Below are 19,403 nucleotides of genomic sequence, written 5' to 3' on the forward strand. Positions count from 1 at the left end.
TCCTTACAAATCTCTTCTACCCTCTAATGCTTTGGATAGCGTTACTTCATCTGCATATTCTAAATCTCCACCAACTGGTAATCCATGAGCAATCCGTGTTGTTTTAATACCTGATGGTTTAACAAGACGAGATATATACATGGCTGTTGCTTCCCCTTCGATGTTTGGATTTGTAGCAAGAATTAACTCGTTCACATCTTCATCCTTTAATCGATTAATTAAATCAGGAACATTAATATCTTCTGGACCTATTCCATCCATCGGTGAAATGGCTCCATGTAATACATGATATTTCCCATGATATTCTTTCATCTTTTCCATTGCGATAACGTCTTTTGGATCCTGCACCACACAAATGATCGACTGATCTCTTGATTCGTCCTGACAAATGGAGCATGGATCTTGATCTGTAATATGTCCACAAGTCGTGCAGTGTGTAAGTTCTCTTTTAGCATTTACTAAGGCATTTGCAAACCCTAATACATCATCATCCTGCATATTAAGAACAAAAAAAGCCAGACGGACTGCCGTTTTGGGTCCGATCCCTGGCAATTTTGTAAAACTGTCAATCAGTTTGGAAATCGGTTCTGGATAATACATTCGGTATGCCTCCTAGAACATTCCACCAGGCATATTTAACCCTTTCGTGAATTGTCCCATAGTTTCATTTGTTTTATCTTCAATTTGTTTTAATACATCATTTGTAGCTGCAAGAATAAGATCCTGTAGCATTTCAACATCATCAGGGTCAACGACCTCTTCTTTTATTTGAACGTCAGTAATTTCTTTTTTGCCGTTTGCACTAACTGTAACCATTCCGCCTCCTGCAGATGCTTCAAAGCTCATTTCCTGCAGCTCTTCTTGTGCCTGTGCCATTTTCTTTTGCATTTTTTGCATTTGTTTCATCATGTTACCCATATTTCCACCTTTCATGGAAATCGCCTCCTCAAAATTTTATATAGTTAGTCGTGAATTTCCAACAAATCATCACCAACAAGTTTTCTAGCTTCTTCAACTAATGGGTCTTCCTTATCTTCTTGTTTGGTTTCGCTTTGTTCTTGCTTATTTATATATTCATTACGCAATTCCTGCCAGTTATTCTCAGGAATAGGAATGATGGTCAATGGTTTATCAACAGAATTCGATAATACCGATTCCACTGTTTCTCGGTTATCTAAAAATAATGAACAGTGGATTTCATATTTAAACGATACAATTAAAGCTTTATCAGATGATGCTACCGGCTTACTATCTTGGATCGTTGCATGTGCAGGTGCATGTGTATTCTTCAAGTTATTTAAAAATGTCGCCCATTGTGATTGTACATTCTTCAAATTAGGCTTAGATGCCTCAGTTAGTACGTGTCGTATCTTTTCATATGGAATCTTATAGCCATTTTTCGTTGGCCTGGGCTGCGTTCGCCTAGTTTCCTTTGCTGGAGCAGAATTACTTGGTTGACTTGGTGCATTTTTAACTGCTTGTAATTCTTTCTCAAGCTTTTCTAATTTAGTTGCTAATTTAGATAGCTCATTATGATCAACTGTACCAGCAACACTGGTTTGTTCTTGTTGTTGTTTATTTGTAAGACTTAACAACGTAACTTCAATAAATACCTTAGGGCTATTTGTCCATTTAATCTCCTGCTGACATTGATTAAGTTGCATAATCGCATCTTGAATCCAATCCATTTGTGCTGTTTCTGCGAGTTTTTTAAAATGGTCATCAATCCTCGCACGCTCCAGAATACCTTCTAATGATGGTGCGCTTTTAAATAACAATAAATCACGCAGGAAGTATATGAGATCAAAGACAAAGCGTCCTGGGTCTTTTCCAGTCTGAATGAGTTCATCCAACAACTTTAATGCATGATGGGCATCCTTATTATACATCGCTTCTATAATATTTGTTAGCGTTTGCTGGGAAACACCACCAGTAACGGCGAGAACATCTTCTAATTCGACACTTTCTTCACTATAAGAAATCGCCTGATCTAAAATACTTAATGCATCACGCATTCCACCTTCAGCTGCTAAAGCAACTGTTTCAAGTGCATCTGATGAAACAGTGATGTTTTCTGCATCAACAATTGATTTCATACGCTCTACAATAGCTTGATTAGAAATTGGTTTAAAGTCAAAGCGTTGGCATCTGGAAATAATCGTTAACGGAATTTTATGTGCCTCTGTTGTTGCTAAAATAAAAACAACGTGTTTTGGAGGCTCTTCCAATGTTTTCAGTAAGGCATTAAATGCATTTACAGAAATCATATGTACCTCATCAATAATGTACACTTTATAAGGAACAGAGCTTGCCGCATATTTAACTTTATCGCGAATTTCACGAATATCATCGACACTTGTGTTTGATGCAGCATCAATTTCAATGACATCCGAAATGGAACCATCCTGAATGCCAAGACAAGCAGAACACTCATTACATGGTTCTTTTACAGGTGCGTGTTCACAATTAATAGTTTTTGCAAATATTTTAGCAGCACTTGTCTTTCCCGTACCCCGTGGGCCAGAAAATAAGTACGCATGAGAAAATTTTTCTTGTGAAATCGCATTTTGCAACGTACGTGTGATATGTGTTTGTCCAACAACGTCCTGAAAGTTCCTCGGACGCCAGACGCGATAGAGTGCCTGATAGCTCATAACATTCGTTCCCCTTTTCAATATCACCCTAATTATACTCGAATTTAGGGGTAAATGTGAACCTTAACGAACGATTCCACATATAAATTTAATAACCACATAAAGTCTAATCACTTCATAATAAGACAAAAAGCTGTATCAATAGTCAGATTGACTTTTGATACAGCCTTTATAAAATATGTAAGCCGTGCACCCATCGTTGATGAGTCGACCCTAAGCGTTACTCAAGTTCATGGCTCGGCCTAGGCTTCCCCGCGGCACACGGAGATAACCACTTACTGCTGCTTCCTTCCGGATCTGACAGAATTCATGGGTCTCTGTTGCGCAGGACCTGAGCGTCAACACCAATCCCTTAAGGCAGACCCTAAAATCGGCTCACCTAAAATGGGGATTCAACCTCGCTATAGCGGATTGCGAGTACAGGGCACCGCTACCTCCCCGCTTAGCACGACATGATTTATTATAACGATTATCCAGTAAAAATGCAATACGAAATCGATGAGAGTATTTGGAAGTTTACTGCTTTTTCTTATTTCGCAGTTCTCTGAAAAAGTTGGATAACAATTTTGAGCATTCTTCTTTTAGGATTCCTTTTTCAACATCCACCTGATGATTAAACCGTTCATCATTCAACAGGTTCATAAGTGTACCAGCACAGCCTGCTTTAGGATCAGTTGCACCATAAACAACTCGCTTGATCCGTGATTGAACAATTGCTCCTGCACACATGGGACATGGTTCAAGCGTCACATACAACGTACAGTCTTCCAAGCGCCAGCTTCCTATATTTTCATTCGCTTCTTCAATTGCAATTAACTCTGCATGAGACAACGTTGTTTGTTCCGTTTCTCGAACATTATATCCAGTAGCAATTACACGATCTTTAAAAACAATTACAGCACCAATAGGGACTTCTCCGATTGCTTGTGCTTTTAAAGCTTGATTCATTGCTTCTCTCATGTACATTTCATCCATCATTTTATCACAGCTTTCAAGAAGTTTTATTTTTTGCCAAACGCGGAACACTACTAATAAATAAACAAAAGGAGCGAATAGATGAATTCCACACATAAAAACGCTGCTATAATTTTTGTTGATATTATTAACGACTTTGACTTTATCGGCGGTGATAAGTTACTGAAAAACACCAAGGATATCTTACCCAACTTAAAAAAACTGAAAGACTATGGCAAAAAAAATGATATACCTTTAATCTATCTTAATGATCATTATGGAATGTGGCAAGCAGACTTTGATAAAATCATTAATTATTGTAAAAACGAATCCAATCAAGAGATTATTGATAAACTCAAACCTGATAAAGAGGATTATTTCTTTATTAAACCACAGCATTCTGCATTTTTTCAAACACCATTACAATCATTATTAGTTGAATTGGAGATAACCACACTGCTTATGGCTGGAATTGCAGGGGATATCTGTATTTTGTTTTCTGCAAAAGACGCTTATATGTATCAATATAACATGCATATTCCAAAAAATTGTATGGTTTCAGAGGAAAAAGAAAGTAATGAGTACGCGCTATCTTTAATGCATTCAGTCATGAAAGCGAAGCTCGATCCAATCTAAAAAGGTATATCTGGAAAACTCTCTTCATAAAGTGTAAGTAGTATTTATTTGCTTAAAGGAGGGAGTTTTTTTGCAATATCATGTTGTAAGTCAAGGGGAGACGATAACCTCTATTGCTAACACGTACAATACATCTCCAAACTCAATCACCGAAGCTAATGAACTTGATGCCCCTAATAATCTGGTTGTTGGCCAAGCGCTTGTTATACCTATTGTTGGTCAATTCTATTTTGTTCAACCGGGTGATAGTTTATATTCAATCGCACAACGGTTTGGCATGTCTTATCAAGAATTAGCACAAATCAATAACATATCTGTAGATGCAGTACTTTCAGTTGGAGCCCGTTTATACATTCCAGAACAACCGAAAAGAGAAATTACGAGTAATGCATACATCGAGCCAACAGGAGACACCGTATCCCAAACACTCATAAATTCCGCAAATAAGAATGCACCGTACTTAACATATCTGGCACCGTTCAGTTATATGGTTAATCGAGACGGAAGTTTAGCACCCCCACCACTGGATAATTTCAAACAAATAGCTGAAGAGAACAATGTCGCATTAATGCTTGTCGTAACAAACTTGGAAGAAGGAGCCTTCAGCGCTGAATTAGGTCATATCATTTTAACCGTTCAAGCAGTACAAAACACGTTATTAGATAGTATTATCAATACCGCAAATGAGGTTGGGTTTTCAGATGTTCATTTTGATTTTGAATTTCTACCACCTGATGATAGAGAAGCGTATAGGACATTTTTACTAAAAGCAAAAGATCGTCTGTCACAGGCAGGATTACTAATGTCAACCGCTCTAGCACCAAAAACGAGTGCAGAACAAACTGGTGAATGGTATGAAGCTCATGATTATGCAGTACATGGTGAGATTGTTGATTTTGTCGTACTAATGACATATGAATGGGGATATAGCGGAGGACCGGCGAGAGCAGTATCCCCAATTGATGAAGTCCGCAAAGTTGTCAATTATGCATTAACGGAAATGCCTGCTGAGAAAATTTTATTAGGTCAAAATTTATACGGTTATGATTGGACGCTACCGTTTGTCGAAGGTGGCGAACCTGCAGAGGCAATCAGCCCACAACAAGCAATCGCAAGAGCACGAGAGCAAAATGTAGAAATTGAATATGATGTTGAAGCACAAGCTCCATTTTATACGTATACAGATGCAGACGGAAATGACCACGAGGTTTGGTTTGAGGATGCAAGGTCAATCCAGGCGAAATTTGGTATGATCAAAGAATTAGGGTTACGAGGTATAAGCTACTGGAAACTAGGGCTAGCATTCCCGCAAAACTGGCTCCTCCTGCAGGATAACTTTACGATCACAAAATTAGATTAATAATAACCCCCTACGCGCAACTTCATGCGTAGGGGGTTAAACGTCTATTTTAATAACTTCAGCGACTCGCGATTAAACGCTGGAATATCATCTGGTTGACGGCTAGTAACTAACTGATTGCCAAAAACGACTACCTTTTCGTCTTTTACTTTCGCACCAGTATATTCCTTGTCTACCTGAATGGACTTAAATCCAGTCACCATATGTCCTTCTAACGATTTAGCAGTAATTAGTAGCTGCGGACCGTGGCAAATTTCACAAAACGATCGTCTGCACGTAATTGATCTGGTGAAAATCCACCCGGGATAAACAATACATCAAATTGAATTGGATTTACGTCATCAATTCCTTCATCTATTGTTACTGATGCTTCCTTATTTTTACCAGATACTACTTTCTCTTTTTCTTTTTCAATGGTTACTACTTCATGTCCAGCATCCCTAAATGCTTTGACTGGTTCTGTATACTCTTTATCCTCGAACATATTGGTTAAAACGGTTGCTATTTTTTTACTCATTTGTAATCCACTCCTTTTGGAAGTTGATACATAAATGGTTCTACCCGTATTGAAATTAAACATAGAAAAAGGGAGCCAGTATAGGCTCCCTTTATTATTTATTCTTCTAACGTGGACGTATCGCCCGTCGGCAATCCGAGTTCCCATGATTTCAACAAGCGACGCATAATTTTACCACTACGCGTTTTAGGAATGGTATCTTTCACTTCAATCTCGCGAGGTGCTGCATGCCCACTTAAACCAGTTTTAACAAACTTCCGTATATCAGCAAGCAACTCATCAGAATTTTCATAACCATCATTTAAGGTGATAAACGCTTTTATGATTTCACCACGCTCTGGATCTGGCTTCCCAATTACACCAGCCTCGGCAACAGCAGGATGTTCGATCAGTTTACTTTCAACTTCAAACGGACCAACACGTTCACCAGATGTATTAATAACATCATCTAAACGACCCTGAAACCAGAAGTAGCCATCTTCATCACGATACGCACTATCACCAGAAACATACCAACCGTTAATGAAATAGCTTTCAAATTTACTTGGATTATTCCAAACCTTACGCATCATCGCAGGCCAACCTTCTTTTATTGCTAGATTCCCCATTTGATTAGGTGGTAATTCGTTCCCTTCGTTATCAACGATGGATGCTTCAATACCAGGAATTGGTTTCCCCATTGAACCAGGTCGAATTTCCTCTGAAGGAATATTTACAATAAGCATTGCACCTGTTTCTGTCATCCACCATGTATCATGGATACGAAGATCAAATGCTTTCAAGCCCCAAGTTATAACTTCTGGATTTAATGGCTCCCCTACACTCATAATATGACGCAACGATGTCAGATCATGTTTTTTAACCGTGTCCTCACCCGCACTTACTAGTTTACGTAATGCGGTAGGTGCTGTATACCAAACTGTTACATTAAATTTATCCAACGTACCATACCAATCGTCTGGTGTAAAACGACCTCCACGGATCACATTGGTAACCCCATGTAACCATGGAGCAAAAATACCATAACTTGTACCTGTAACCCAGCCAGGATCAGCAGTACACCAATACACATCATCTTGTTTCATATCGATTACCCACTCAGCAGTAGCATAGTGCTGAATCATTGCATTGTGTACATGATAAACACCTTTTGGTTTACCAGTAGAACCAGATGTGTAATGAATGAGCATACCATCCTCTAAATCTACCCATTCGATATCAAAGTCAGTTGTTGCATCGTTCATTTCTTTTTTAAAATCAATGTATTTGTCAGAATCCTCACTATTGTCTCCAACAAGAACAATTTTTTCTAGATCAGGTAAGTCCTCTTGTGGAACTCTACCTAAAAGTTCAGGTGTTGTGATCAACATTTTCGCTTCACTATCCTGCAAGCGGTCGCGAATAGCTTGCTCCATAAAAGCTTCGAATAGCGGTCCTGCAATAGCTCCTGTTTTTAATATGCCAAAAAAAGCAGCATAAAACTCAGGGCTTCTCGGCATGAATAAAAAGACACGATCTCCCTTATTTACATGATACTTTTTCAATACGTTTGCGAATTTATTACTTTCCTTACTAAGTTGTTCAAACGTAACTTTCTCTTCACGACCTGGGGAAGAATACAATAAAGCTACTTTATCTTTTTTACTTGGATCCTCAGCGTGGCGATCAATTGCTTCATGGGCAATATTTACTTTACCAGTTTCGTTCCAGCTAAAATTATTTTTTACATCATTCCACGAAAAATTCTCGCGCATTTTCTTATAGTCTTGTAGATTGTGATTACCATCTCTTGCCGGTATGCGCTGCATATCCATCCTATCACCTCATCCTAAAATTTTGAAACCGATTACAAATACCCCTACTAAGAAGGTTATTTTGTAATCTTAAAAAACATGCTATTAACAATCATTTAAACATTTCGGTAACTTATTTCTATTTTAGAACATTCTGTGACAATTTTAAAGTACTTCACACTTAGGTAGTGAAAATTATTTCTTGACTCTTTCTAAAAATCCTATGTTTTATATACAAAAAAAGAGCAAGGACTACATTTTATATAGTCCTTGCTCTTTTGTGTTATGCCCCCGGCAGGATTCGAACCTGCGACACACGGTTTAGGAAACCGATGCTCTATCCCCTGAGCTACGGGGGCAAAATCAGACAATATCTATTATACAAAATACTGACCATAATGAAAAGGAAGAGTTTTTTTAACATGGAATTGGTCGATTTAATGTGATAAAATAAGACACATCTGTCGAAAAAAATTAAGGTGATTAGGAGGGGAAGTTGATGGCGGAGGTTCCGTTTATTGCAATAGAAGGACCGATTGGTATTGGAAAAACATCGCTTGCAAAAAAACTTTCTGTCCATTTTGATTTTCATTTGTTAAAAGAAATCGTGGAAGAAAATCCGTTTCTTGGTAAATTTTACGATGATATAGATGAGTGGAGTTTTCAAACGGAAATGTTTTTTTTATGTAATCGTTTCAAACAACTAGAAGATATTGAGCAAAAATACTTACTTGAAAATAAGGCAGTAGTTGCTGATTACCATATATCGAAAAATATGATTTTCGCAAAGCGTACTTTACAAGCTGATAAATTTGAAAAATACGAGCAGATCTACCATATATTAACAAAAGATATGCCTGTTCCCAATATGATGATCTACTTACATGCAAGCCTTGATACGATATTAAAACGAATTCGCCTGCGTGGTAGGGAAATTGAGCAAAACATAAAGGCTTCCTATCTTGCACAACTTGCTCAGGATTATGAGGATTACATGAATGAATTTGAGAAATTGCATCCAGAAATACCTGTAATTCGCATAAATGGAGATGAAATGGATTTTGTAAAACACCAAGATAATTTGGATTATATCATTAATCAAGTAGATTTACATTTAAACAACCATAAAACCGTAGCGAAGAACTAATTAGTTTATAAAGGGGAACAGATAGAATGAATCTTAGAGAAAAACATCTCATTCCAAACGATAGTATTATTACAATAGCTGGAACTGTTGGAGTAGGGAAATCAACGATGACAAAAGCATTAGCAAATGCTTTAAAGTTTAAAACATCCTATGAGAAGGTTGAGACAAACCCGTACTTAGGAAATTTTTATAATGACTTTGAACGTTGGAGCTTTCATTTACAAATCTATTTCCTAGCAGAACGTTTTAAGGAGCAAAAGAAAATTTTCGAATATGGTGGTGGTTTTATTCAAGACCGATCTATATACGAAGATACGGGGATTTTTGCAAAGATGCATTATGAAAATGGTACGATGTCCAAGACAGATTATGAAACGTATAATAACCTTTTTGAAGCCATGGTTATGACACCATATTTTCCACATCCAGATCTACTCATTTACCTCGAAGGTACGTTCGATGAAGTGTTAGAACGGATTCAACTACGTGGACGTGAAATGGAAAAAAATACACCCATTTCCTATTGGGAAGAAATGTATAATCGTTATGAAAATTGGATCAATAATTTCAATGCATGCCCTATTTTACGAATCAACATTTCTGATTATGATCTCATGCAAAATGAAGATTCAGTAGAGCCGATTTTAGAAAAAATTGGTCATTTTATACAACAATCCCGCCGCTGGAAATCAAGAAAACTTATCAAGTAATACGATGGGTGTCCCAAAAGCATTTGGGTCACTTATTTTTATATACCTTAACGTACGAATTGAAGCTTAAATATGAATAAAAAGGCTTCATATATCCATTGAAATAGGTGTGAGAACAGGAACCGGATGAGTTGAACAGAACGTTTTGCCAAATAAAAGGGAACGCTCATATCTTTAATGTACTTTGTAAAAGGACAAATAACTAAGAATAAAGATAGACTTACCATATGAGATTTAATCATAACCGCAATGGGGAAACCAGCGACAATATTACCTGCTGTTAAAAGTATAAGAATACCTGTAGAAACTGTCGCAACAGCACTAACTAGACATACCTTATTTAGGTGATGTATGGCATTTGACGTACTATAATGACTTCTATCTTCATATTGCCATATAAGTCCCATTAAAAATATAGCAACACCAAATAGTAAAAATATAGCTAACACTAAATTCAAATCGAAATACATGATCATTCCTCCACAAATTCATAATCGTTACTAAAGACGACAAATTCCAAGCGGGCATTCTTCACAATGGCAAATTGCTTTTAATGCATCAAGATCAAGAATGAGAATACGTCCGTGATTATAATCAATAATTTTGTCTTTCTTTAACTGGCCAAGCATACGATTTACTGTTTCCCGTGTCGCTCCAATTAAGCTAGCAAGTTCTGCATTGGTGAATTTTTCAACAAAAGATATTCCTTTTTTACCCTGCACACCATACGTATTAGCAATTCGAATTAGTGTCGATGCAAGTGCTCCATTTTTTCCGTGAAACATAAGATCCCGTAATTTCATCTGTGTAAATTGCTGCATATACCCCAACCATTTTGAAAATTCGATAGCTAAATTGCTGTGACGCCACATTAATACTTCCAAATCACGTTGCTCTATTACTCCAATTGTTGCATTTTGGATGACTTCAGCAGTAAATGTACTCATTTTTTCATCTGAATAGTTATATTCACCAAACATATCCCCGGTCTTATAGTAATAAAGACATAGATCCTTCCCATCGTCGGTGGTTTTTGTTAATTTAATAGATCCGCTTTTCACATAATACATTTTATCTGCTAAGTCCCCTTCTAAAAACACGTTTGTTCCAGTAGGGTATACACACTCGTTCATCAATCCTTTAACTTTTCTAAACCACTCTTTTGTAAATTGATCTGTATTTCCGCCGGTAAACGTTTCTTGTTCTAAAGCAAGCTCCATACTAATCTCTCCTCTAATTTTAATTCCTTGATATAATCATATAAAATATTACCATTTTACGGAATTAGGAGATTCCCCTATTCTGTGATGTAAATCACCTTATTTATTCGTTTTTATTTTTCTCCTTATAATTTTCCTCATTAGAAAACCTGGCTTATCACCGATCCTTAATGGTGAAAGCCTTAGTTGCGCTTATGTAGATAAGCAAATTTTATACTTTCCTATCTACAAAAAAATATCAGGGTTTTCCCTGATATTTATCCTTTTCCCTAGCATTCAGCTGTGATTGCATTTACTTTATTTCGATTCTCCTAACTCCTTGGAGCGTTCACGGGCACTTTTCACACACTCCATTACGATTTTTTGAAAATCAAACCTTTCTAATGTCTCAAGACCTGCTTGTGTCGTACCAGCTGGGCTTGTAATATTTTTGCGTAATGTTTCCGCAGACTCACCTGAATTTGACAGCATTTCACCAGCACCAATAATGGTTTGTGTGATTAATGCTTTTGCAACTTCTCTATCCAACCCGGCTTCTATTGCTGCTCTTTCCATTGCCTCCACAAAATAATAAACATAAGCTGGACCGCTTCCGGATATACCAGTGACCGTGTGCATATCCGTTTCTTCTACAACTGTGGTGGTACCAATTGTTTCAAATAAAGCTTTTACTTGTTTAACTTGTTCTTCGGTTGCGTTCTTTCCTTTCGAAATGGCTGTGGCTGACTGTCCTACAGCAGCTGAAGTGTTAGGCATTACCCGAACTACCGGTATGTTTTCGCCAATTTGCTCAACTATATAATCAGTTGATATCCCTGCAACAACTGAAACAACGAGTTGATGAGGGCGAACATGATCCTTAATCGAATTGATAGCAGCTTCTAAATCATATGGTTTCATGGACAATATGATCATTTCCGCTCCATCTATAACATGCTGCTTATCATGTATACATTGTACATCGTAGCACTCTTTTAGGTTTTCTAATCGTTCTTGGTTATTTTTGTTCGTTACAAAGATTCTCTCCTTTGTTAATAAACCATTTTTAACAATTCCTGATATAATGGCTTCTGCCATAGAACCTGCTCCAATAAATGATATTTTTTCCAAAACAGTTTCTCCTCCTTCTAATATATATTATTAATAAAAACAAAAAACCCTACTCCGTCCTATTACAAAGGACGGAATAAGGTTTTATATCCGCGGTACCACCTAATTTGGCTTGTGCCCACTTTATTTTGATAACGCAATATATTGCGGTTAGGTATTAGCTAACAACTCCCAGGTAGGTTCACGATTGTTACACACGATGGAATCTTCCAGCCGATGAATTCCACTCTCTTTCAGGCAACCAATTCGCTACTAGCCTGTTCCTCGTTCATTATATTTTTTATATTATATTGTACTATATGCATTTTTATACCTGATGTCAAGTATGAAGCAAAATCTAGAAGCGCCTTGAAAGACACGACAAGCATAAGCAGATCGCATCGTGTGGATGTCCTTTCCAAACGGAGTCGAACTGCTTATATCTCGAAGGTCTAGGCGCTGGAGCTAGGCACCAGTCCGTAAATTATCTACAGGCTTCTGATTTTATAACTTCCTACACTAAAATAAAACCGCTACTATTGTAACGGTTTTAAAATATCTCCAAATTTTATGCGCTAATTGTATAAATGGAGGAGGTAGAGGGATTCGAACCCCCGCGCGGTTTGACCCGCCTGTCGGTTTTCAAGACCGATCCCTTCAGCCAGACTTGGGTATACCTCCGTGTGCGACATGTACTAATATACAATAATCCTATTTACATGTCAATTAAATTATTTAATTTTTTATATTTAACTTTTATAATGATAAGAAAACTTGTCATTCGCCAAGCCTATATGGCGAATGACCTAGTTGCACTTATGTGGATAAGAAAATTTTATACTTTCTTATCTGCCAAAAAAGGAGAATAGAATCTCCTTTTTTATCATCTTAATTTTTTTCCCTTTTCGTAAGAAACTCCTGGTAAATCTCGTTATATACAGCTCGATCGGTTAACAATTCCAAAACAGTCAGTGCGATTGCTTTTGCCCCTAGAACAAGTGCCCGATCACCCATTTCCGATTTAGCTGCATCTCTGAATTCTACAGTATGTCCAACTAAGTCATGAGATCCAATCTTTATAAATGGATGAATCATAGGAACAACCTGGCTTATATTTCCACCATCAGTAGATCCTTTCCCTTTCCTTTGTTCTGTAGTAACTGTTTCTCCTAACCCTTCGATTACATCTTTAAATACCGAATCGAAACGGTCATTAATAATGAAGTTATCTACTTCATTTTGAAAGGCACTAATTTTCACTTTTGCACCAGTAGCGAGTCCAGCTCCTTCAGCAATAGCTTTTACTTTTGTCGAAACGTTATCTAAGACTGTCCTTGTTTCTGCGCGAATGAAAAATCTCGCTTTTGCATATTCTGGTACAACGTTCGGAGCATCTCCACCATCCGTTATGATTCCGTGAATCCTTACATCCGAGGGTAAATGTTGACGCAAAGCATTAATACCATTAAACAGTTGAATTACGCTATCTAATGCATTGATCCCTTCCTCTGGGTTAGCTGATGCATGAGCCGTTTTTCCAAAAAACTCAAAATCAAGTGGGTCAACACCCAAAGTAGGTCCTGTAAGGCGTGTTTCATTACCTGGATGAAGCATAATTGCAGCATCAATATCACTAACTAATCCCGCTTTTACGAAGCTACCTTTTGCACTTCCGTTTGGTCCGCCTTCCTCTGCAGGTGTTCCAAGTACGACGAGCTCACCACCTACTTCATCAATCACTTTACTTAAGGCTATAGCGGCAGCAACACTTGTTGTCCCAATAATATTATGGCCACACGCATGACCGATTTGTGGCAATGCATCGTATTCTGCTAAGAAGCCAATCGTTAACCCAGCTTTCTTTCCCTTTTTTCTAGCCAAAAATGCAGTTTCGTGGCCAGCAACACCTTTTTCTACTTCAAATCCTTCATTATGCAGAATAGTTGTTAATACGTTTGAAGCGAAAAATTCTTGATTTCCAATTTCAGGGTTTTCATGGATATCATGGCTTGTTTTTAGATAAAGATCCTTATTTTCATCGATATTGTTTAACAGACTACTTTTAATTTGTTCTAAATTACTTAGTACTACTGTCATAATCAATCACCTCCCTTTTTAATGTCCGATATCACTTAACGGTACAAATGTTGGAATTTGGTTTCCGTTAAATTCATCTTCAATAAATTGTTTAACTTCCTCAGATTGATAAATTTCTCCAATTTTGTTTAATACTTCATCATCTTTATCTGTTTCTTGTGTGGCAATAATATTAATATATGGAGTAGCTGTTTCATCTTCATGGAAAATAGAATCACCTAACGGGTTAAGACCAGCATCTACTGCAATACCATTATTAATAATGGAAGCATCCACATCTGGCATAACACGAGGTGTTTGAGCAGCTACAATTAATTCAAAATTAAGGTCTTTTGGATTTTCGACAATTTTATCTACAGAACCACTTCCATCAAAACCTTCTTCAAGTTTAATTAAACCTGCTTCTTGTAATAACAATAGGCCACGCCCCATATTAGTTGCTTCTTTAGCCAAAGCAATTGTACCTCCCTCAGGGATATCTTCTACCGAGTCATGCTTTTCAGAGTATAACCCCATTGGAGCGATTACTGTTGTGGCAATTGGAACTAAATCTAAATCATGTTCTTCTACAAAAGCATCAAAGTAAGAAACAGTTTGAAATGCATTTGCATCAATTTCTCCTTCGTCTAACGCAAGATTAGGTTGTACATAGTCAGAAAAACGAACAATTTCAATTTCTATACCCTCTTCTTCTTCTGCTTTCTCTGAAACAAAGTCCCATACCCTAGTATCTGAACCACTAACACCTATTTTTACAGAATCATTACTTGAGCAAGCGCTAATTAATGTTAAAGTAGTGATAAATAATACTAATAATCCAATTTTTTTCATGTTGAATTCTCTCCTATCGTCTTCTTATTTTTTTTGATAAATTATTTCCAGTAGATTGCAAGCCTTGAACCATTATCACAAGGATACCTACTGTTAGGAACATGACAGTCGTATCAAATTGCTGATATCCAAACGTAATAGCCAAGTCACCCAGTCCTCCTCCACCAATAGCTCCAGCCATTGCAGAGGCACCAACTAATCCTATGGTCGCAATAGTTATTCCTAACAATAAAGAACTTAGTGCTTCTGGAATAAGGAACCGCACAACAATTTGCTTCGGCGTTGCCCCCATAGCCTGTGCTGCTTCCATTACACCAGGATCTACTTCTAGTAAAGAGTTTTCAATTAGTCTTGCTATATAAGGACCAGCAAACAGAACCATTGGTACGATTGCGGCTGCAGTTCCAATTGATGTACCTACAATAAGCCGTGTAAACGGAATAACAGCAACCATTAAGATAATAAACGGAATGGATCGAAATATATTTACAATGGCGTTAAGTACATTAAAAAGGATCCTATTTTCCCATAAATGCCCCTTTCTTGTAACTACAAGCAATATTCCTAAAGGTAATCCGATAATGACTGCAAATAACAACGAGAAACATACCATCGCAATGGTTTCCCACAACGCTTCAATAATTTGATCCCAATCAACTAACATCTTCTAACACTTCCCTTACGGTTACATTTTGTTGATGAATATGCATAACTACACGATCTATCTCTTTAAGGTCACCATTAAATTGAACTACTAAATTCCCAAATGGCGTACCTTGTAGCTCTGTTATACTTCCAAATAGGACATTTACTTCGACCTCAAAGCGCTTAGCTATTTGGGAAAGTAATGGTGCTCCTGTAGATTCACCAACAAACACTATCCTGTAAATTCTGTTTTTTTCCACCTGCGTATGAATTAGTTTATAAACTGAATCAGGTATCTGATCTTGCATTACTGTACTCACAAAGTTATGCGCAATTTCCGTTTTCGGATGAGAAAACACATCAAAAACGGAACCAGATTCAATCACTTTCCCGCGATCAAGTACTGCCACTTTATCGCATATCTCGCGGATAACTCCCATTTCATGGGTGATTATTAAAATAGTAATATTGTACTCTTGGTTAATTTTTTTCAAAAGCTTTAAAATCGAACTTGTTGTCTGCGGATCAAGTGCTGATGTTGCTTCATCACATAAAAGAATGGAAGGCTTTGTTGCCAATGCACGTGCGATTCCCACCCGCTGCTTTTGTCCACCTGACAATTGATCAGGATAATTATCTGCCTTATCCTCTAGACCAACAAATTCAAGCAAGTCATGAACTCTCTTCTTCACTTGTTCTTTAGGGGTATTCGTTAATAATAATGGCATAGCTACATTCGTATAAACCGTTTTTGAATTTAACAAATTAAAATGCTGAAATATCATACCAATATTCCGTTTTGCTTCCCGTAATTCTTTTGGGGAAAGCCCCAACAAATCTTGATCATTCACTGTTAACTCACCCGAAGTTGGTCGTTCAAGTAAGTTTGTACAGCGAATTAACGAGCTTTTACCAGCGCCACTAAATCCGATAACACCATATATTTCACCTTTTTCAATATGTAGGTTAATACCATCTAATGCTTTTACTTCTTGATCACCGGTTTTGTAAAACTTCGTAATGTTATTAAATGTAATCACGTGAACACTCCCTATTTCTTATTTAGAAAACTTGGCTTATCGCCAAGCCTTAATGGCGAAAGCTTTAGTTGCACTTATGTAGATAAGAAAGTTTTATACTTTCCTATCTACTAAAAAATTAAAAATGCCCCTTCTTAGATAAGAAGAGACATAAATATCAAGTGAAGTCTCTTCTTATCTTTCAAACAAATGTTTGCTGGAATTGGCACGGTACTTATACAAAGTCCGCTGCCGAGGTTTCGTAGGGCCAGTCCCTCTACCTCTCTAGATAAGAAGTTTTATAAAATTTTTATATACGCTAAAAAATCCCTCCTTATAAACTATAAGAAGAGATTTGCATATAAAATCGCTCTCTCTTCTTATTTTTCAAGCTAAGCTTGTTGGATGTAGCACAGTACTTTATAAAAGTCCGCTGCCGAGGTTTCAAAGGGCCAAATCCCTCCACCTCTCTAAATAAGAAGTAAACAAGTATTAAATTTAATATGATAATTACAATACTACCCTTAAGGTTATTTGTCAATTGTTTTTTGCAACATTACTAATCAAAAAAATTTTACGAAGAAACTTTTTCCTTACTGCTGGTTAAATTATTTAAACGATCTGCTAGTGCTAATCTAGTTCCGGCTTCTGTTGAGGTCTCATTTGTCAAAACAATTTCTTTTAGTTCATAGGCATTCGATCCATGTTCTGCAAAGTCCAGACCTGCAATTTCTTCTTCTTCCGATACACGGATAGGAGAAAAGCGTGAAATAACATACGTGAAAGCTCCGAGCGTAACCATGGTCCATGCTACAACTGCTAGAACACCTATTAGCTGGATACCTAGCTGTGAAAGTCCTTGACCGTAGAATAGTCCAGTTGAAGTGGAAAACAATCCTATTGCCAACGTTCCCCAAATACCACAAATTCCGTGTACTGTGATAGCGCCTACTGGATCATCAATTCTTAATTTAGTATCAAGGAAACGGATCCCTTCCACAAGTAATATACCAGACACTAATCCTACTAGAATAGATCCACCTAAAGATATTTCTGCACAACCTGCTGTAATACCAACTAGTCCTGCTAATACCCCGTTAAGAGATAATGATGCATCAACTCTTTTAAATCTTAATTTGGTATATAGAGCAGATGATACCAATGCTGCTGATGTAGATAGTAGTGTTGTACCTATTACCATAGGTACAAGGCTAGGATCAGCTGCTAGTGTACTGCCACCATTGAAACCGAACCAGCCTAACCAAAGTATGAACACACCTAGTGCACCAATTGGCACATTGTGGCCGGGAATGACATTAACTTTTTTACCAGTATATTTTCCAATACGTGGCCCTAAAAATAATACAACTGTTAATGCAGCTGCAGCACCAGTCAAATGAACAACAGTGGAACCAGCAAAGTCACTGAATCCCAAACTGCTCAACCAACCATCTCCTTGCCATATCCAGTGTCCAACTACTGGATAGATTACGGCAGTCATTGCGACTACAATTAATACATAGCTTCCAAGTTTTATTCTCTCTGCAACTGCACCAGATATAATTGTAGCACAAGTTGCAACAAACATCGCCTGGAATACAAAGAAGCTAATATCTTCTACTCCACTAAGAAAAAATCCATCTGCTCCAATTAAGGATCCCGCTGAAGTTCCAAACATGATCCCATATCCTACTAGAAAAAATAATAGAGCAGCAGAACTGATCGTAATAAAGTTTTTCATTAAAATATTAAGAGCGTTTTTCGCTCTTGTAAATCCTGACTCAACCATAGCAAATCCTGCATGCATAAAAAATACTAGAAAGGCTGCAATCATAACCCATACCAGATCAACCGATAGTTGAACAGATTCTGTTGTTGGTGCAGCAGCATATACAGGTGAAGCAATTAATAGGAAAAGCAATAATAAAAATGCGCTTTTTTTGAACATCCATTTTCCTCCTTAACAGAATTTAAATAACTGCACTTTCTCCTCGTTCGCCAGTACGAATGCGAACAACCTCTTCTACAGGAGAGATAAATATCTTTCCATCGCCAACATTTCCCGTGCTACAACTATCGATAATTAATTGGACGATTTCATCCTTTTTTTCTTCTTCTATAACCATTTCGACTTTGATTTTAGAATGTAATTGAATTTGGAATTTGGTCCCTCGAAAAACTCCTGTCTGTCCTTTTTGTTTTCCAGTACCCGCCGCTTCCGTTACAGTTAAACCTCCAATTCCAATGGAGGAAAGCTTATCCCGTAGTGTTTGAAACTTTTCTGGACGAATAATAGCTTCAACTTTTTTCATCATTCAATCCCCCTTTCGATATGTTAAGTTATGTAACATATAATGTTATGTTTTATATCATACCTGTTTATCATTTAAAAATCAAGCTAATATTTAGAATATTTAAACGAAAGCGTTTACACTATTTTATTTATTTAACATGCGATCCCAAACGTGGTAAACACTGGAGTCGAGTCTATACAAATTAAATTTTTAGGGGTATGCCGATGATGGGCCAAGAGCCCGCTTTTAGTCGGCCTTCCTAATGCTGAATCGCACTAACAGCACGGGCGCTGGAGTTGGACGAGGCTTCCACAGTCAATAAATTATCCACAGGCCTAATTTTATAATTATCTAAGTTAGAAAACTTGAATTATCGCCAAGCCTTAATGGGTCAAGTAGGAGGGGACCTTTCCTCAAGGATTGTGTCCCGCCCCCCT

At 37.3% G+C, this 19,403-nt stretch carries 18 protein-coding genes, 2 tRNA genes, 1 other RNA gene, 1 pseudogene and 2 riboswitches; of the genes and pseudogenes, 4 read left to right on the plus strand and 18 right to left on the minus strand.

The genetic code is table 11. The annotated features are described in order from the left end of the window. Positions 1-3: 3 nt before the first annotated feature. The 5 genes from recR to tadA all read right to left on the minus strand — a co-directional run bounded on the left by recR (position 4) and on the right by tadA (position 3,632). Complete coding sequence (gene recR, locus ACFQ3N_RS16165) at positions 4-600, minus strand: recombination mediator RecR (protein ID WP_390363566.1); 597 nt, start codon at positions 598-600, stop codon at positions 4-6. A gap of 12 nt (positions 601-612) precedes the next feature. Further along, positions 613-933, minus strand: coding sequence for a YbaB/EbfC family nucleoid-associated protein (locus ACFQ3N_RS16170; RefSeq protein ID WP_390363567.1), 321 nt, complete (start codon positions 931-933; stop codon positions 613-615). A gap of 29 nt (positions 934-962) precedes the next feature. Then, positions 963-2,654, minus strand: coding sequence for a DNA polymerase III subunit gamma/tau (dnaX, locus tag ACFQ3N_RS16175; protein WP_390363568.1), 1,692 nt, complete (start codon positions 2,652-2,654; stop codon positions 963-965). 185 nt (positions 2,655-2,839) lie between these two features. Then, positions 2,840-3,105: signal recognition particle sRNA large type (ffs, locus tag ACFQ3N_RS16180), an RNA gene on the minus strand. 65 nt (positions 3,106-3,170) lie between these two features. Continuing rightward, positions 3,171-3,632, minus strand: a complete 462-nt coding sequence (gene tadA, locus ACFQ3N_RS16185; protein WP_390363569.1) for a tRNA adenosine(34) deaminase TadA — start codon at positions 3,630-3,632, stop codon at positions 3,171-3,173. A 78-nt stretch (positions 3,633-3,710) separates the two neighbouring features. Here tadA and ACFQ3N_RS16190 point away from each other — a divergent pair, with 78 nt between their 5' ends. Beyond that, the gene (locus ACFQ3N_RS16190) at positions 3,711-4,244 is read left to right on the plus strand and encodes an isochorismatase family cysteine hydrolase (protein WP_390363570.1); all 534 of its coding nucleotides are present in this window, start codon (positions 3,711-3,713) and stop codon (positions 4,242-4,244) included. A 70-nt stretch (positions 4,245-4,314) separates the two neighbouring features. Beyond that, entirely contained in the window at positions 4,315-5,604 is a 1,290-nt protein-coding gene (locus ACFQ3N_RS16195; protein ID WP_390363571.1) for a LysM peptidoglycan-binding domain-containing protein, read from the plus strand. Positions 5,605-5,648: 44 nt separating this feature from the next. On the opposite strand, the pseudogene ACFQ3N_RS16200 reads toward ACFQ3N_RS16195, so the two are convergent. The 3 genes and pseudogenes from ACFQ3N_RS16200 to ACFQ3N_RS16210 form a co-directional block, all read right to left on the minus strand. Then, positions 5,649-6,121 (minus strand): annotated as a pseudogene (locus ACFQ3N_RS16200) (DJ-1/PfpI family protein). Between the two features lie 98 nt (positions 6,122-6,219). Then, on the minus strand, positions 6,220-7,935 hold the full coding sequence (gene acsA, locus ACFQ3N_RS16205) for an acetate--CoA ligase (RefSeq protein ID WP_390363572.1): 1,716 nt from the start codon (positions 7,933-7,935) through the stop codon (positions 6,220-6,222). 265 nt (positions 7,936-8,200) lie between these two features. Then, positions 8,201-8,273 (minus strand) — tRNA-Arg (locus ACFQ3N_RS16210). 140 nt (positions 8,274-8,413) lie between these two features. On the opposite strand from ACFQ3N_RS16210, the gene ACFQ3N_RS16215 reads away from it, so the two are divergent. Together ACFQ3N_RS16215 and ACFQ3N_RS16220 are read left to right on the plus strand one after the other, a co-directional pair. Further along, positions 8,414-9,061 carry a deoxynucleoside kinase gene (locus ACFQ3N_RS16215; RefSeq protein ID WP_390363573.1) on the plus strand — a complete coding sequence of 216 codons (648 nt, stop codon included), beginning with the start codon at positions 8,414-8,416 and terminating at the stop codon, positions 9,059-9,061. A 26-nt stretch (positions 9,062-9,087) separates the two neighbouring features. Continuing rightward, positions 9,088-9,771 (plus strand): deoxynucleoside kinase, encoded by a 684-nt coding sequence (locus ACFQ3N_RS16220; RefSeq protein WP_390363574.1) that lies wholly within the window; start codon positions 9,088-9,090, stop codon positions 9,769-9,771. A gap of 47 nt (positions 9,772-9,818) precedes the next feature. Here ACFQ3N_RS16220 and ACFQ3N_RS16225 read toward each other — a convergent pair whose 3' ends face one another. The 10 genes from ACFQ3N_RS16225 to ACFQ3N_RS16270 all read right to left on the minus strand — a co-directional run bounded on the left by ACFQ3N_RS16225 (position 9,819) and on the right by ACFQ3N_RS16270 (position 18,984). Continuing rightward, positions 9,819-10,241: a hypothetical protein gene (locus ACFQ3N_RS16225; RefSeq protein WP_390363575.1), complete on the minus strand. Its 423-nt coding sequence runs from the start codon at positions 10,239-10,241 to the stop codon at positions 9,819-9,821. 30 nt (positions 10,242-10,271) lie between these two features. Further along, the gene (locus ACFQ3N_RS16230) at positions 10,272-10,991 is read right to left on the minus strand and encodes a Crp/Fnr family transcriptional regulator (protein ID WP_390363576.1); all 720 of its coding nucleotides are present in this window, start codon (positions 10,989-10,991) and stop codon (positions 10,272-10,274) included. A gap of 297 nt (positions 10,992-11,288) precedes the next feature. Beyond that, a complete protein-coding gene (gene proC / locus ACFQ3N_RS16235) occupies positions 11,289-12,101 on the minus strand; it encodes a pyrroline-5-carboxylate reductase (RefSeq protein ID WP_390363577.1) in 813 nt (270 codons plus the stop codon). Between the two features lie 567 nt (positions 12,102-12,668). Then, positions 12,669-12,761: transfer RNA gene (locus ACFQ3N_RS16240), tRNA-Ser, on the minus strand. Positions 12,762-12,968: 207 nt separating this feature from the next. Beyond that, positions 12,969-14,177, minus strand: a complete 1,209-nt coding sequence (locus ACFQ3N_RS16245; RefSeq protein WP_390363578.1) for a M20 family metallopeptidase — start codon at positions 14,175-14,177, stop codon at positions 12,969-12,971. An 18-nt stretch (positions 14,178-14,195) separates the two neighbouring features. Continuing rightward, a complete protein-coding gene (locus tag ACFQ3N_RS16250) occupies positions 14,196-15,008 on the minus strand; it encodes a MetQ/NlpA family ABC transporter substrate-binding protein (RefSeq protein WP_390363579.1) in 813 nt (270 codons plus the stop codon). 13 nt (positions 15,009-15,021) lie between these two features. Next, entirely contained in the window at positions 15,022-15,672 is a 651-nt protein-coding gene (locus tag ACFQ3N_RS16255) for a methionine ABC transporter permease (protein WP_390363580.1), read from the minus strand. Then, complete coding sequence (locus ACFQ3N_RS16260; RefSeq protein WP_390363581.1) at positions 15,662-16,693, minus strand: methionine ABC transporter ATP-binding protein; 1,032 nt, start codon at positions 16,691-16,693, stop codon at positions 15,662-15,664. Before ACFQ3N_RS16260 ends, ACFQ3N_RS16255 begins: the two co-directional genes overlap by 11 nt. Before the next feature lie 171 nt (positions 16,694-16,864). Next, positions 16,865-16,968, minus strand: a riboswitch (SAM riboswitch). 81 nt (positions 16,969-17,049) lie between these two features. Beyond that, positions 17,050-17,153, minus strand: a riboswitch (SAM riboswitch). Between the two features lie 93 nt (positions 17,154-17,246). Continuing rightward, on the minus strand, positions 17,247-18,620 hold the full coding sequence (locus ACFQ3N_RS16265; RefSeq protein WP_390363582.1) for an ammonium transporter: 1,374 nt from the start codon (positions 18,618-18,620) through the stop codon (positions 17,247-17,249). 22 nt (positions 18,621-18,642) lie between these two features. Next, positions 18,643-18,984, minus strand: coding sequence for a P-II family nitrogen regulator (locus ACFQ3N_RS16270; protein WP_390363583.1), 342 nt, complete (start codon positions 18,982-18,984; stop codon positions 18,643-18,645). Between the last annotated feature and the right edge of the window lie 419 nt (positions 18,985-19,403).

It is taken from the genome of Virgibacillus byunsanensis (assembly GCF_042675965.1).
GTDB lineage: Bacteria > Bacillota > Bacilli > Bacillales > Amphibacillaceae > Virgibacillus_R > Virgibacillus_R byunsanensis.